A 13,842-nucleotide genomic window follows, 5' to 3' on the forward strand; every position below is an offset into this window, starting at 1 on the left:
GCCCCGCCCCGCCCCGCGGCGCCGCCCCGGCGAACGCGGCCCCGCCCCGCGGCCCTGCCCCGGTCCCGGACCGTATCCGGGGGTGCGGTGTCGTCGCGCCCCGCCGGCCCGTCCGCCGGGCGCGGCATGGTACCATGCCGGGGAACGATCACAGGCCGCCGCGGCGGCACGGCAACCGATGGGAGAAGCCATGGCCGGCATGAACATGCAGCAGATGATGAAGCAGGCGCGCAAGATGCAGGAGCAGCTCGCCGTCGCGCAGGACAACCTCGCCCAGACCACCGTCGAGGCGAGCGCGGGCGGCGGCATGGTGAAGGTCACCGTGAACGGCGGCATGCAGCTCGAGAGCATCACCATCGATCCCGACGCGGTCGACCCCGAGGACGTCGAGATGCTGCAGGACATGATCGTTGCCGCGGTCAACGAGGGCATCCGCCAGATCACCGAGATCGCGAACAAGCAGATGGGCGCCATCACCGGCGGGCTCAACATCCCGGGGATGCCGTTCTAGCGCGCCGTCCACGACCGTCGTCGCGGCCGCATCGTCGCGGGGCACGTCCCCGGCGCGATGCGGCCCTCATTCGTTTCCGAGGCAGACCATCCAGGTGAGAGCATGAGCGCAGACCGCAGTTTGCAGATCCTCCTCGACGAGCTGGGCCGGCTTCCGGGCATCGGGCCCAAGTCGGCGCAGCGCATCGCGTACTATCTGCTGGAATCCGATATCGAGGAGGCCCGCCGCCTGGCCGACGCCATCCTGTCGGTCAAGGAGCAGGTGCACTTCTGCAGCCGGTGCTTCAACTACGCGACCGAGGACGAGTGCGCCATCTGCCGGGACCCGACGCGCGACACGGCGCGCATCTGCGTGGTCTCCGAGCCGCGCGACGTCACGGCGATCGAGCGGACCGGGAGCTATCGCGGCCTGTACCACGTGCTCGGAGGGGTCATCAGCCCCATCGACAAGATCGGCCCGGAGCAGCTGCATGTGCGCGAGCTGCTGGCGCGGCTCGGCTCGGAGGGGACCGAGGAGGTCATCGTCGCCACGAACCCCGATATCGAGGGCGAGACCACGGCGAGCTACCTGGCGCGCACCATCAAGCCGCTCGGCATCACGGTGAGCCGGCTGGCGAGCGGCCTGCCGGTGGGCGGCGACCTGGAGTACGCCGACGAGCTCACGCTGGGCCGCGCGATCGAGGCGCGCCGCGCGCTGTAGGGACCCGGCCGACGGCGGCTGCCCCCGGGGGTCGCTTGGGATACAATTCGGTTCGGGTCAGCCGATACGCCGCACCATGCGGAATGGAGCCGGCCCCCTGCGGTCCAGGGGGTCTTTTCGGCTGCATGCCCGCCGCCCGAGACGGTCGGGCCCTTCGGGCGGTCGGGTGCTGTACGGGACGGTCTTTCCGCGTCTCGCGGAATCGGGGTGGAGCATTGGCCGATGGCATCTGGTAAACCGTTGCGGCGCGTACGCCGCCATATGAGGCGCGGGGCATTTCCGTCCGCGCTGATCGCCCTGGTCGCGTTCTCGTTCACGCTGCTCGGGTTCGGGGCGGCGGTCTACACCGCCACGCTTCCCGGGCTCGTGGCCGCGCGCAGCGACGGCATGTCCGAGGGCCTGTTCTCGTCCATCATAGCCGGGCTGACGAAGGGGGCCCCGACCTCCGACGCCGACGCCGCGCAGCAGGAGGACGGCGCCGCCGCGGCGTCCGAGGCCCCGACTGCCGGGGCGGGCGGCGTCTCCCTGGGCGGCATCTCGCTCGAGGGCATCGTGGGGGCGGCGGGCTCCTCCGATGCGCAGGGGGATGCGGGCGGCCAGGGCCAGCAGGGAGGGTCGCAGGACGGGGGCGGCTCGACCGGGCCCTCGCAGCCGGATACGCCCTCCGAGCCCGATTCTGGTTCGGGTTCGGGCGACCAGGGAGATATCCCGGACCCCACCCCCGAGCAGGTCCAGGAGATCTACGATACGCTGCTGGCCAAGTCGCAGCTCATCGAGTCCTACGCCGCCGAGGTCAACGCGTGCGTGAGCGCCTTCAACGAGGACTGCCTGAACCCGTCCCTCGACGTGCGGCTCGCCCGCCAGCGCACCTGCGACGCGCTGGGAAGCCGCCTGTTCAGCGAGTACTCCACCCTGCTGAACCTGCCCATCTACATCCAGAACACCCCCTATCTCGAGGCGCGGGGCAACCTCGCCGGCATGTACCGCTGCCTGGGGGAGTACTCGGGGACCATCTCCGAGGCGTGGGAGATCAACGTCTCGTTCGAGGACCCCTCGGCGCACGTCGACGAGTTCATGGCCCCCGTGTACCGCGATACGGTCGATGGGGAGAACAAGCACCTGACGGAGTTCAGGTACTGGGCCGACAGGTTCGAGCTGTGAGCGCGGCCGGGGACACGGGCGGCCTCGAGCGCGCCCGCGAGCTGCCGGAGCGCGGTTTCCGCGCCGGGCTGCGCGTCGTGCGCCTCGAGGGGTTCGAGGAGCCCTGCCGCCTGCCGGAGGGGGAGCTCGAGGCCTACCGCCGGCGGTTCGCCACGCTGTTCGCCGACGACGCCACGGCGCGCCGCGGCGGCCTGGGACGCGTCGTGCGCGTCGTCAACGCGCTGGGGGAGACCTACGCCCTGAAGACGCTCGTCGCCCCGGAGCGGGCCGACGGCAAGGACGAGGAGGCCCATGCGGCCCGACGGGAGCGCAGCTGCGCGGCGTTCCGCGAGGAATACGAGGTCCAGCGCGCCCTCTCCGGGTTCAAGGGCTTCCCGCGGCTCTACGGATACGGGACGGTCGCGGGCGAGCCGGCGATCGTGATGGAGTGGGTCGAGGGCATGACGCTCGACCAGGCGCGCGAGATCCTGGCGGTCGATGCGCGGGGGCGCCTCTCGCCCCTGACGGCGGCCCGGATCGGCCGCGACCTGTTCGACGTCCTCATGCGCCTCGAGCTGGTGGGCGAGGGCTTCGTGCACCGCGACATCTCGCCCGCGAACGTCATGGTGCGCACGGCGCGCCTCCCGCTCGAGCGGCAGGCGGCCGAGGGAGCCTTCGACCTCTGCCTGATCGACTTCGGGTCGACGGCCCCCGCCGGGGCCGCGCGCGGGACGTCGCTCACGGACGCGGGGGCGACCGTGCGCCGCGCGACGCCGGCCTACGCCCCTCCCGAGATGCTCACCGAGGACGCCCGCCATCTCAGGCAGCTGCGGTCCTCCCCGTCCATCGACGTCTACGCGGCGGCGGGCGTGGTGTACCGCCTTCTGGACGGCGACCTGCCGTTCGAGCTGGCGGGTTCCGCGGCGGACGATGCGGCGGCGGACGCACCCTCCCCCTACCGCATCAAGACGGATACCGCCGCGCGGCGCCCGTCGTCCGCCCACGATGTGGACGCGGATATCGCATCGGTGCTGGTGGGTGAGCCCGAGGTGGCGTTCGCCGCCGGGAGCGCCTCGCTCGACCTCTCGCTCGACCCCGGCTCGCGCGAGCTGCAGCGCGCGCTCGAGCTCGTGGACGGGCAGCTCGCCGACCTGCTGCTGGCCTGCCTGTCGCCCCGTCAGGCGGCGCGCCCCACCGCGGAGGCGATGCACGACGGGCTCGAGGCCTTCTGCGCCAACTACACGGCGAACGTGGAGCGCGCCCTGCACGGGGAGAGCCTGATCCCCTGCACCGACCGCGCCTCGTGGCTCGCCTCCGCCTCGCCGTTCGCGGTGCGGCGCGTGGTGTACACGGCGGGGAAGGCAGTCTCGCTCGCCGTGCTGCTGGTCGTCGCGCTCGCCACGGCGGTCGTCCTGGACGGCGTGCGGGCGAGCTGGCAGCTCGGCCCGGTGGGCTGGGACGGGCGCCTGCCCGCGGCGGCGGTCGCGGTCGCGCTGCTGGCCCCCGCATGCGCCGGCGCCGCGGCGGGCAGGCGCATGCGGGGGACGAGGGGCGGGTTCGTCCGCGGCACCGCGGCGCTCGCGGGGGTCGGCGCCCTGCTCGCGGCGACGGTCGGATGCATGGAGCTCGAGGTCCCGCAGGGGGCGCCCGCGCTGTACGCCGCCGCGTTCGCCGCGGTCGCCGCCGGCTGGTGCCCGATCGTGCTGGATTACGCCATGACGGTGGTGTCGGCGGCGCTGGCCGAGGCCGGCCGCGCGCTGCCGGAGGGGCCGGCGTCCCCTTCGGGCGCCCGGCTCGCCGCGGCCCCGGCTTCAGGCCGCGCGCTGGAGGAGGGGCGGCCCGTCGTCGACGCGGCCGCCGTGGATGGTACGACGGAAAGGGGCGGGACATGCCGCTGACGGTCGCGGAGGAGCGGACGCCCTGCGGCGTGCTGTTCGATTTCTGCAAGCGCTACGGTCGCATCAGCCATAAGGAGCTCGCGTCGCTCATCCTGTCCGAGCGGCCGCTGTCCGACGGCCGCAGCCCCGCGAGCCGGGCGTCGGACCGCACCTGGCTGTCGCATTTCGTGGTGCACGCCCCGGCGGGCTCGCTGCAGCCGCGCTATTTCCGCGACCACGGGCTCGCCGCCCAGCGCGTGCTCGGGAGGCTGCGCATGCGCGCCGGCTTCGCCATGACCTACGAGAAGGTCATCGACCTGGTGTGCGGCGAGGCGGGCGCGGGCATGGACGCGGCGCTCGCCGCCTGCCATCAGGACGTCGGGCTGTACCGCAACGCGCTGACGAGGTTCCGGCTCGGGACCGGCTACACGACCGGGGAGCGCGCCGAGGCGATCATGGTGCTGTTCGTCGCGGTCGGATGCTCGGGCGACGTCCGGCACGCGGTGTCGTACGCCACCGACTACGTGGCGCGCACCCTGGGCGGGCGCATGGGCACACCCGAGCCGGGCGCCTGCGAGGCCTCCCCCGATACCGGGAGGGGCGACGGGTCCGCCGTGCGCCCGCTGGGGCTCATGCGCGTCGAGGGCGGCTACCTCACGGGCTCCCCGCATTGGATCGACCCCGCGTCCGAGGGCGCGTGCATCGGCGCGCTCGCCTGCGGGGCCGGCGACGTGACCGATGTCGCCCCGGATGTCTCCGCGGAGCATGCGCGGGTCGGCCGGGATGCGGCGCGCGGATGCTGGACGGTGCGCGACCTCGGCTCCACGAACGGCACGGAGGTGGTGCGCGCGTCGGACGGCGCGCGCGTGCGCCTGGAACCCGGCGCGGAGGCCGAGCTGCACCCCGGCGACGAGCTGCGCCTCGGGGCGAGCACGGCGTTCGCGGTGATCGAGGGCGCGCCCTCGTAGGGGGCGGATGCGCCCGGCGCCCCGTTCGAGCAGGCGCCGGGATTCCTCCGCACGGGGGCCGCGGCCGTCCGGGGCTCCGCCGCCCTCGTCCGCCCGACCCGGTCGGACGGCCCGTCGGAAGGCGGCCCCCGGCCCCCGCGCCCTCGTCCGGACCGGCCCCTTACACGCCGAGCGCCTTGCGGGCGGCGGCGACCGCGTTGCCGGTCTCGTAGAACTCGGCGCTCACCGATTCGATGAGCTCGGGCGCGATGCCCTGCAGGTCGGCGACCGAGCTCATGGGCAGCAGGATGCGGCGCGCACCGGCGTTCTTGGCCACGCGCATGACGTCCTCCAGGTTGGAGATGGGGTCGAGCGTGCCCGAGATCCTCAGGATGCCCGGGATGACCAGGCTCGGCATGACGGGGCGGTTCGCCGCGGCCGAGCACAGCCCGATGAACTCGGCGAGCGACAGCTCGCTGGACAGCCCCTTGCTCTGGATGTCGTTGCAGTACAGCAGGTAGTCCTTGGCGGTGACGCGCATGCCGGTGGCGACGCTCGCGGCGTTCTGCCTGAACTGCTGGAACGCGGCGTCCAGCGAGTCGTTCACCGGCTTGTTGTAGCTGACGCCCTCGGTGCGGAACTTCATCTCCCCGGCGATAGCCTTGTTCTCGAGCTTGTAGACCGCGGTCTCGTCGCCCACGGACGTGCCGATGGCGAAGACGTGCCCCGGGGGCAGCGGCGCATCGGGGACCAGGGTGTCGTCCGCCTGCTCGGGCACGGGGACGACGACGGATTCCGCGGGGTTCTCGGCGTCGGCGTATCCCAGCCCTACGTCGATGAACTCGATGCCCGCCATGATCTTCAGCTGCTCCTTGACGCGGCGGCGCCCCTCGATCGCGTACTCGAGCAGCATCCGGACGTCCTCCTTGCCCATGTTCCCGTCGGGGAAGACGAGCTTCGCCAGGCCGGAGAACGTCTTGCGCACGCCGATCTCGTCGCGCCGGTTGAAGTCGCCGTTCAGGCGGAAGTAGCGGTCGAGGTGATGCGTGAAGTCGCGCCGGCGCATCTCGTGGCAGAACTCCGACAGGCAGTCGGTGATCAGGCTGTAGCGCCCGGTGAGCAGCTCGGAGCGCATCTTGGGCACCTCCCAGCCGGGCAGGTAGCAGTGGATGCGGTCGAAGAAGGCGCTGTCGTTGTTGAACTCGGGCGGGAACGGCTCGAACAGGTGCGTGGTCTTGAGGATGTTGGCGACCGAGTCGTTGATGTTGCCCTCGAACACCATGGACGCCTCCGCGTTGAACAGCTCGCGCCCGCGCCCGAAGGTGCCGTTGGCCATGTAGCCCTTCATAATCTGGATGGCGTTCATGTCCTTGTAATGCATGCCGGCGACCTCGTCGAAGGCGATGCAGTCCCAGTGGCCCACCAGCCCGATGCCGCCGGTGCGCGCGGTGTTGTTGGCGAAGAGCATGGCGGTGGTGATCTGACCGCCCGAGACGAGGTAGGAGTACGGTGAGACCTCGGTGTAGATGTGCGACTTGCCCGTGCCGCGCGGCCCCAGCTCGCACAGGTTGTAGTTGAGCTCCACGAGCGGCACCATGCGGGTGAGGAAGTGCAGGCGCTCGCGCGGGGTGAGCGCGCTCGGCTCGTAGCCGGCGGAGCGCAGGATGAGGGCGATCCATTCGTCGGCAGTGAAGTCCGCGCGGTGGGAGATCAGCTCGTCGATATCGAGGTTGGGCATCTGGATGGGCGTGAGGCTCGCGATATGGAAGGGCGAGTTCTCCGGCCCCTTGCCGTTCTTGGAGGGCTTGGGCTTGATGGTCGCCGCCGGGTCCTCCCCGAACACGTCGGACAGCGGGTCGGCGGCGATGTCCTCGGGCCGCAGGTACTGGATGCGGGCGATGCACCAGATGCCGCCGGTGAGCATCTTGGTGTAGCGGCGCACGTACTCGTCGGGCATCACGAACGGCTCGATCGCCAGGTTGGAGAGGTTCGCCACGTAGATGTCGCGGCGCTCGTCCAGGTACGCGCTCACCTTGTCGATGATGGTGTACTGGCCCAGCTCGCGGATGCGCGATTTGATGACCTCGCTCTCCTCGGTGCGCACGTAGTTCTCGGCGAGGATCTTGCGGATGCGGGCGAGGCCCGCCTCGAGTGCGTCGGGGTCGTCGGTCGCGCAGTACATGCCCAGCAGGTACTCGAGGACGAAGGTGGGGATGCCCGCGCCGCGCTTCATGAGGGCGGTGAGGTCCTTGCGCACGATCTTGCCGGGGAAGCTGGCGATGATCTTGCGGTCGAGGCCGTCCTTCTCGTATGCCGGGGCCGCGGGGACGGGGGCCGCCGCGGCGTCGGGGACGGGGGCGCCGCCTGCCGGGGAGCCGGCGCTGTCGGGGTCGTGGTCGCGATACGCGTTCATGGTCACCATCCAAAGTCGATCGAGGGGGCAAAGGACACGCGGATGCGCAGGTCGTGCAGGGAGCGGACCTCGCCGGTGCCGATGTTGCGGGCGAACAGGTGGTATTGCTCGCGCTCGGAGGTCTGGACACCGGGCTTCAGGCTCATGGACGCGCGGAAGACGCGGGCCGTGGCGTCCTCGTCGGCGCGGTCGGCGACGATGCGGACGGTGTCCGAGACGGGCGTGCGCGCGGCGTCGCCCACGAAGACCTCGTAGGTGGCCGGCAGCATCTTGCCGCTGGCCGGCTCGTCCTGCAGGAACTCGAGGTTGAACAGGGTGTTGGAGATCACGTCGATCTGCGAGACGAGCGAGATGCCCACGGGCGCGCTCTCCACGTAGCCGCGCGTCCCGGCGCGCTTGTTGGTGAAGCGCAGCACCGGCACGCAGAGCTCCTGCAGGGAGATCCCGCCGTGCACGTAGTTCTCGCCGCCGCCCGCCATGCGGATGCGCACGCACTCGCGGGGCGCGAAGCCGGTGAGGGCGCCGTCGTCCCCCTCGTCCGCGGATGCGCCCGGCACCGGGAGCGCCACGTTCACGAACGGGTCGGACGTTGCACGGCCGCGGGCGACCACGTAGCGCCGCCCCGCCTCCACGACGGCGCCGTGCACGTCCGATACGGCGGCGTGCTCGGATTCGGCGAGCGCCTCGGCGGTGTAGAGGAAGCCGTGGTCGGCCGTGAGGACGATGCGTGCCGCCTTGAAGTCGCGCACGATGGTCTGGACGCAGGCGACCAGCTCCTCGATCGCCTCGCGGCACCCCGTGAACACCTTGCGCTCGGTCGCCGGCTTGTCGCCGTAGGCGTCGATCGTGTTGTGGTACACGTAGACGACCGGGGCCTCGCCCACGCGCGCGAGGCGCTGGGCGCGGTCCATGTTGTTGATGAAGTCGTCGTAGCGGATGGCCGCGCCGTCGGGGTAGCGCCTGCGGATCGCCGCCTCCCGCGCGGCGCATGTGGGCGCCTCGGCGCCGTCGGCGTACACCGCGAGCGCCGACCTGCCGCCCTCGCGTTCCTCGGCCATGGTGAAGGAGCTCGCCGGCAGCAGCGCCGTCATGCCGCATTTGGTGATGCTGGGGAAGGCCGCCTGCACGGCGTCGAGCTCGCACACGCCGCGCGTCTCGCGCTCCAGGGCCTCGGCGAGCTCGGTCGCGACCTCGTAGCGCAGCGCGTCCGACACGATGACCCAGGCGCGCCTGTTGGTCCGCATCATGGGCTCGACCTCGGCCATGTCGAAGTCGACCTGGCGCGGGACGCCGCCCGCGTACCCCAGGCGCGCGAAGTCGTCCGCGCAGGCATGGGTCCACCGGCGCGCGAGCCCGCGCAGGTACCAGTTCTTGTAGAGGTCCTCCATCGCGGCGCAGCAGTCGCGGAAGTCCTCGTCGAGCTCGTACTCGCCGCGGGTGATCGCCCGCGCGAGGGCGCTGTGCAGGTCGCGGTACCAGCGGTCCATCCGGTACCACGTGCGCGTGTAGTCGCGCCAGACCTGCGCGGGGCCGCCGTCTGCGGGATCGTGCCGGTGGTCGCGGAAGAAGCGACGCATGCTGGCGGCGGCGGACACGCCCTCGTAGAACATCGGGAGGTTCGCGTACCACACAGAGCCGCGGCGCGCCGCGGCGAGCGCCAGGGCCTCGTCGACCCCGTCGGCGCCGGCGGACAGCGCGGCGAACAGGCGGCGGAGGATGATGGCGTCGATGCAGGGGAAGGTGTCCGCCTGGGAGAGGGCGGAGAGCTCGACGTCTGCGAGGACGCGCTCCAGCCCCAGGCTCTCCTCGACGGCGCCGCACAGCGCGAGCAGGTCCCCGCGCTGCGGGCCGCGGGCCCATTCCTGGACGAGCGCATGGCAGAACGGCGCGTGCTCCACCGAGCAGCAGGGCGCGAGGGGTCCGAGCGCGTCGGGGGGCAGCTGCATCGCCAGCGCGCTCACCAGCACGTGCTGGGCGAGCGCGATGACGTCGGTCACGTCGCCCGCGAAGCCCGTCCACGCCGATACCGCCGCCTTGAACGAGTCGGCGGCCCCGACCGCCGCGAGCACGCCGAGCGCCTCCGCGCCGCCCTCGGCCTCGGCGGCGGAGAGGTAGGCGCGCAGCACCGCCGGGGCGGTCGCCTCCTCGGCACCCAGGGCGGCAGCCATGACGGCGACCTCGAGGCGTGCGGGCGCGTCGTAGCCCTCGGCGAGGCGGGAGACCTTCTTGATGTTGGTCTTCTTGGCGAAGAAGGCCTTGTGCGCGCGGAGCACCGCGCGCATGTCCGCCGTGTCCGCCGCTCCCAGCTCGCGCAGCTGGACCGAGGCGTAATCGGCGGCGAACGACGGCGAGCGCGCCTCGATATCGGCGAGCCAGTCGCCGTCCAGGCGGCGGCTGCGCCGGCGGTAGAGCAGGATGCGCCTGCCGGAGAGGTCCTCGTTGAGGGCGCGCTTGAGCGCCAGGAGCCGGCCGGGCCGCTCGTGCGCGACCTCGATGCCGGGCAGCTCGAGCGCGTCGACGGTCTCGGCGAACTCCCCGTCCGGGTCGTGCCAGATGACCACGGTGCCGCCCCGAGCGGGGTCGCGCGCGTCGAAGAGGCGCTGCAGCTCGGATCTGATGTCGGTGGTTCTCATCTACTTGGCCCCTTACTTGATCTTCGCGAGCGCGTCGGCGAACTTGGGGTAGTTGGTCTTCACGCCGTCGTCCAGGTCGATGGCGATCATCTGGTCGGCGAGGCGGTGGATCTGCTCCTCGTATCGCGCGAGCTCAGCGGCCTGGTCGGTGATGCGCTTCTGCTCCTTGACGAGGGCGGCGCGGCGGCGCCCCTCGACGGCGTCCAGCTCGGTCTGGACGGTGTCGAGCATGCTCGCATAGCGTTGCTGAAGGGGCAGCACGTAGTCCGTGCGGATGCGCGCCATGAGGTCGGGCCGGTAGCGGTGCAGGTAGACGAGGGCGCGGAAGCTGCCTTTCCTGCCGGCGTCGAGCAGCCAGTAGATGGGGCGCTTCTTGTAGGTCCTGCAGTGGTCGGCGAAGAACTCCTTCTGGAAGTACGCGCGGACGATGTCGCGCGGGGTGCCCTTTCCGGCGGGGGAGAGGGCGTCCGCCACGTAGCGCAGGTTCTCCTCGAGGGTCTCCGCGCCGTAGGCCGCCACGAGGAAGCGCTCGAACAGGGCGCAGACGTCGTTGTCGAAGTACGCACCGTCCGTGATGGCGAGCACGTTGTCGGCCACGGGCATGAAACGCACGTGCTCGGGATCGGGCATGCGGGCGAGGTATTCGCGTACGGTATCTCCCTGGTCGGCGAGCACGAGGCCGTCGACGTCGAGCGAGTAGCGGCCGAACATGCAGCCCACGGCATAGGAGATGAGGGAGACGATCTCGTCACGGCGGGTGCGCACGTAGTTGTTGCCCTTGAAGCTGGCGGGGATCTCGTCGGCCGTGTCGAAGATGCGCGCGACCGAGACGTACTTGTCCTCGACCGCGATGGGCACCTCGCCCACCATGTCGTAGATCTCCGCGAAGATGCGGTTGAGCTCCTCCTCGTTGGCGCGGAGCTGGTCGAAGCGCGCGTTGACCTCCGCTTTGTGCGCTTCGTACTTGTCGCGGATGAGGGTTGCCATGCTATGCCGCCTTTCCGTATTGAGAACAGACGTTCGTATCTATGATGGAGAACATGTGTTCGTATTTTGCTAGAATTGAATGGTCGAGCCGGCGCGTGGTATAAATAAGGCGGTCTTCCCCACAAGGAGGGCCTCCGACAGCCGGGGGTTTTCCCCCGGCATTTTTGTTATTGGGGGCGTGGGGGCTATGAAGGATCTCTCCATATTCGTCGACGAATCCGGCGATCCCGGTACGGAATCCAAGTACTACCTCATAGTTCTTGTATTTCATGAGCAGAACGAAGGATTTGCTCGATACGAAGCGGACTATCGTAATGCTCTGAATAGAAAAGGGCTTAGGGATATTCCGCTCCATCTTTCGCCGCTGCTTAACGGCAACGACGGATACAAAGGGATGGATGTTGAGGAACGCAAGAAGTACCTCGCTGCGTTCCGCGTCTTTCTGCAGTATCTCCCGTTTAGGTATGCGGCATTTTCCTATAAGAAGTCTGAACTTGATGCCAACATGATGGCGCCACGCGGCGCAATCAAGCGCATCAGGCGGGACATCGCGGTCTTCTTGCTTGATCACCTTGATTATCTGCAGCAATTCGATGAGGTTAAGGTCTATTACGACAACGGGCAGGCCTTGGTTACCCAAGCGCTGCATGATGCCGTTGAGTTCGCGCTGTCCAAAGAGGCGATTGTTTATCGCGATGCGTCGCCGGCGCGATACCGTTTTTCTCAGGTTGCCGACTACATCTGCACGCTCGAACTCGAAGCGATCAAATACGCAAACGCTGAGACGGGGGCTACTGGCAATCTGTTTTTCGGCATGCGCAAGCGTTTTGAGAGAGACTTCTTGAAGAAGCTTCGGAAGCATCGGTTGTAGTTTATGGACCGTTGCTTGCGGCTCTCCGTTAGAATGATTGGAGCGCTCCACACAAGGAGGGCTGTCTCTTCGCCGGGGGGTGTCCCCCGGCATTTTTGTTATGTATTGTGGCTCCGCGACTGCACTGGATTCTTGCGGACGCAGGGTTGTCAAAACACGAACATATGTTTGATATATGGCCTCTGAACAGCTATAATAGAGAAAGGTCAGCGGTGTAAGTCCTGCGAACCGGCAGCACCGCCTCCTTTGAAGGGAGGTGATCTGCCTATGGATTGGTTGTACGGAATTCTGAGTTTGGGGCTCCTGGCTCTCAAACTTTTGAATGAAGTGACGGTATTCATAGCCACGGTTCGGGGCTACATTCGTGAGAGGAGGAGCCGGAGTCGCCGTCGCTAGGCGATAGGCGACTCCCCCCAAATCAGAACGGTGCTGCCTGAGACACGACTCGCAGGCAGCCGCTGGCCTTATTATAACCGGTTCGGCGCAGAAGTTTCCCCGTCGCGACGCGGTTCCCAAATGCAAGAGCTTGGAACGCATCCGAGCAATCGTCCGCGTATCTTGCATGTTGGCTATCGCTCTGCAGACGGATCGGGATGCTCCAAGGTAGAATGTGGCCATGGAAAAGGAGGTCGATATGTCTCCCGTTGCAGCACAGGAATTCAAGGCGTGGCTGGAAGCCGAGTACGCTGAGGCGCAAGGCCCGTTCACGGCAGAAAAGATCGGCGCCCCCGAGTTCGTCATCATGCGCACCTCCGATTATGGCGAGGAGCCGTTAACCGAAGACCAGCTCCGCGTCCTTGATAAGGGGTACGCGGAAGCACAGCAGGGCAGAACAAAGGATGCATTTGAGTCTCTTGCAGAGATACGAGCTGCATATGGGCTATAAGGTTCGAGTTACTGATAGCGCCCATGAGAGCGTGATGAGCTCTGTGGGATATATCGCCGAGGTCCTCTGTAGTCCGCGTGCTGCTGCGAACCTGCTCGACACCTATAACGCTGCCCTTAAATCCCTGCAAAACAATCCGACATTTTACCCGCTGAGCACCATGGCGACAGAGCGCTATGGACGAAGGATTTATCGCAGGGCTGTTGGAAACTACCAGCTCTTCTTCTTTGTCGATGAGGAGGCCTTCGAGGTTGTCGTCTTCTCGTTTTTGCATGGGCGGCAGGAGGCGTCCACGCGTCTTATGCAGGACTACAGAAGTTCGTGACTTTGCAATCTCGCTTTCGGCCTGCTGGAGGTTGTCTATTGCATGTGCAAGATGGGCTTCCGCTCGCAGGGATTCGTAAAGGGCCGACGTAAACCTCCGGCTTTTCCTGTTTAGCAATAGCGTTCTCTTCATTTGAGTTCCATTTGTTAAATACGAGCATTACATCTGAAGTCACAAGACTTTTCTTTTGCCACGTAGAGCGCCAATTAGTTTTATCCAACCGAGCAACGTTGATTCTCTTATAACAGCTCGTCCCCTAATCGAGCCGTCCTTTCGGTTCTCCAGGGCAAAGTAGCGTTCTCCTTTGTAGGTTGAGATGCGAAATCCTCCATGGGCAAAGGCATTTCTGATGAAATAAAAGAGGGCTTCAGTCTTACCCAGTCCGCTTTTTACCGTATGAACGGCAAATTTGAGTAGTAACCGTTCGCGGTACCAGCAGTCAGCAAATTCTGGTACCGCGAATCGGTTTTTTATGGTACTGACTACTCCTCCTTGCTCTCTTTCTGCTTCGCGAAGTACTCGCGCATGTTCGGGCCCTCGATATCCAAGTACC

At 67.8% G+C, this 13,842-nt stretch carries 12 protein-coding genes; 8 read left to right on the forward strand and 4 right to left on the reverse strand.

From position 1 onward, the window contains the following. Positions 1-190: 190 nt before the first annotated feature. From PHA29_RS08935 to PHA29_RS08955, 5 genes are all read left to right on the forward strand, one after another. Complete coding sequence (locus PHA29_RS08935; protein WP_270849248.1) at positions 191-511, forward strand: YbaB/EbfC family nucleoid-associated protein; 321 nt, start codon at positions 191-193, stop codon at positions 509-511. A gap of 102 nt (positions 512-613) precedes the next feature. Further along, positions 614-1,210: a recombination mediator RecR gene (gene recR, locus PHA29_RS08940; protein WP_270405377.1), complete on the forward strand. Its 597-nt coding sequence runs from the start codon at positions 614-616 to the stop codon at positions 1,208-1,210. A 222-nt stretch (positions 1,211-1,432) separates the two neighbouring features. Then, positions 1,433-2,371, forward strand: a complete 939-nt coding sequence (locus PHA29_RS08945) for a hypothetical protein (RefSeq protein WP_270849249.1) — start codon at positions 1,433-1,435, stop codon at positions 2,369-2,371. Further along, the gene (locus tag PHA29_RS08950) at positions 2,368-4,248 is read left to right on the forward strand and encodes a protein kinase domain-containing protein (protein ID WP_270849250.1); all 1,881 of its coding nucleotides are present in this window, start codon (positions 2,368-2,370) and stop codon (positions 4,246-4,248) included. Before PHA29_RS08945 ends, PHA29_RS08950 begins: the two co-directional genes overlap by 4 nt. Beyond that, entirely contained in the window at positions 4,239-5,195 is a 957-nt protein-coding gene (locus PHA29_RS08955; RefSeq protein WP_270849251.1) for an FHA domain-containing protein, read from the forward strand. Before PHA29_RS08950 ends, PHA29_RS08955 begins: the two co-directional genes overlap by 10 nt. Before the next feature lie 160 nt (positions 5,196-5,355). Here PHA29_RS08955 and brxL read toward each other — a convergent pair whose 3' ends face one another. From brxL to PHA29_RS08970, 3 genes are read right to left on the reverse strand one after another with little or no spacing between them, the layout of a single operon-like run. Next, a complete protein-coding gene (gene brxL, locus PHA29_RS08960; protein ID WP_270849253.1) occupies positions 5,356-7,587 on the reverse strand; it encodes a BREX system Lon protease-like protein BrxL in 2,232 nt (743 codons plus the stop codon). A 2-nt stretch (positions 7,588-7,589) separates the two neighbouring features. Then, complete coding sequence (pglZ, locus tag PHA29_RS08965) at positions 7,590-10,220, reverse strand: BREX-1 system phosphatase PglZ type A (RefSeq protein ID WP_270849255.1); 2,631 nt, start codon at positions 10,218-10,220, stop codon at positions 7,590-7,592. Positions 10,221-10,232: 12 nt separating this feature from the next. Continuing rightward, positions 10,233-11,207, reverse strand: a complete 975-nt coding sequence (locus tag PHA29_RS08970; RefSeq protein ID WP_270849256.1) for a BREX-1 system adenine-specific DNA-methyltransferase PglX — start codon at positions 11,205-11,207, stop codon at positions 10,233-10,235. Positions 11,208-11,394: 187 nt separating this feature from the next. Here PHA29_RS08970 and PHA29_RS08975 point away from each other — a divergent pair, with 187 nt between their 5' ends. The 3 genes from PHA29_RS08975 to PHA29_RS08985 all read left to right on the forward strand — a co-directional run bounded on the left by PHA29_RS08975 (position 11,395) and on the right by PHA29_RS08985 (position 13,289). Then, positions 11,395-12,078, forward strand: a complete 684-nt coding sequence (locus tag PHA29_RS08975; RefSeq protein WP_270849257.1) for a DUF3800 domain-containing protein — start codon at positions 11,395-11,397, stop codon at positions 12,076-12,078. A 616-nt stretch (positions 12,079-12,694) separates the two neighbouring features. Then, entirely contained in the window at positions 12,695-12,964 is a 270-nt protein-coding gene (locus PHA29_RS08980) for a hypothetical protein (RefSeq protein ID WP_270849258.1), read from the forward strand. Then, the gene (locus PHA29_RS08985; protein WP_270849260.1) at positions 12,954-13,289 is read left to right on the forward strand and encodes a type II toxin-antitoxin system RelE/ParE family toxin; all 336 of its coding nucleotides are present in this window, start codon (positions 12,954-12,956) and stop codon (positions 13,287-13,289) included. The genes PHA29_RS08980 and PHA29_RS08985 overlap by 11 nt, the downstream gene beginning before the upstream one ends. 171 nt (positions 13,290-13,460) lie before the next feature. On the opposite strand, the gene PHA29_RS08990 is transcribed toward PHA29_RS08985, so the two are convergent. After that, on the reverse strand, positions 13,461-13,842 hold a 382-nt coding region (locus tag PHA29_RS08990; protein WP_270849262.1), incomplete at its 5' end, for a hypothetical protein.

It is taken from the genome of Candidatus Collinsella stercoripullorum (assembly GCF_027669965.1).
GTDB classification, from domain to species: Bacteria; Actinomycetota; Coriobacteriia; order Coriobacteriales; family Coriobacteriaceae; genus Collinsella; species Collinsella stercoripullorum.

Coding starts and splice junctions, on each gene's coding strand:
- PHA29_RS08935 (WP_270849248.1), top strand. CDS start 191: ATGGCCGGCATGAACATGCAGCAGATGATGAAGCAGGCGCGCAAGATG.
- recR (WP_270405377.1), top strand. CDS start 614: ATGAGCGCAGACCGCAGTTTGCAGATCCTCCTCGACGAGCTGGGCCGG.
- PHA29_RS08945 (WP_270849249.1), top strand. CDS start 1,433: ATGGCATCTGGTAAACCGTTGCGGCGCGTACGCCGCCATATGAGGCGC.
- PHA29_RS08955 (WP_270849251.1), top strand. CDS start 4,239: ATGCCGCTGACGGTCGCGGAGGAGCGGACGCCCTGCGGCGTGCTGTTC.
- brxL (WP_270849253.1), bottom strand. CDS start 7,587: ATGAACGCGTATCGCGACCACGACCCCGACAGCGCCGGCTCCCCGGCA.
- pglZ (WP_270849255.1), bottom strand. CDS start 10,220: ATGAGAACCACCGACATCAGATCCGAGCTGCAGCGCCTCTTCGACGCG.
- PHA29_RS08970 (WP_270849256.1), bottom strand. CDS start 11,207: ATGGCAACCCTCATCCGCGACAAGTACGAAGCGCACAAAGCGGAGGTC.
- PHA29_RS08975 (WP_270849257.1), top strand. CDS start 11,395: ATGAAGGATCTCTCCATATTCGTCGACGAATCCGGCGATCCCGGTACG.
- PHA29_RS08980 (WP_270849258.1), top strand. CDS start 12,695: ATGGAAAAGGAGGTCGATATGTCTCCCGTTGCAGCACAGGAATTCAAG.
- PHA29_RS08985 (WP_270849260.1), top strand. CDS start 12,954: ATGGGCTATAAGGTTCGAGTTACTGATAGCGCCCATGAGAGCGTGATG.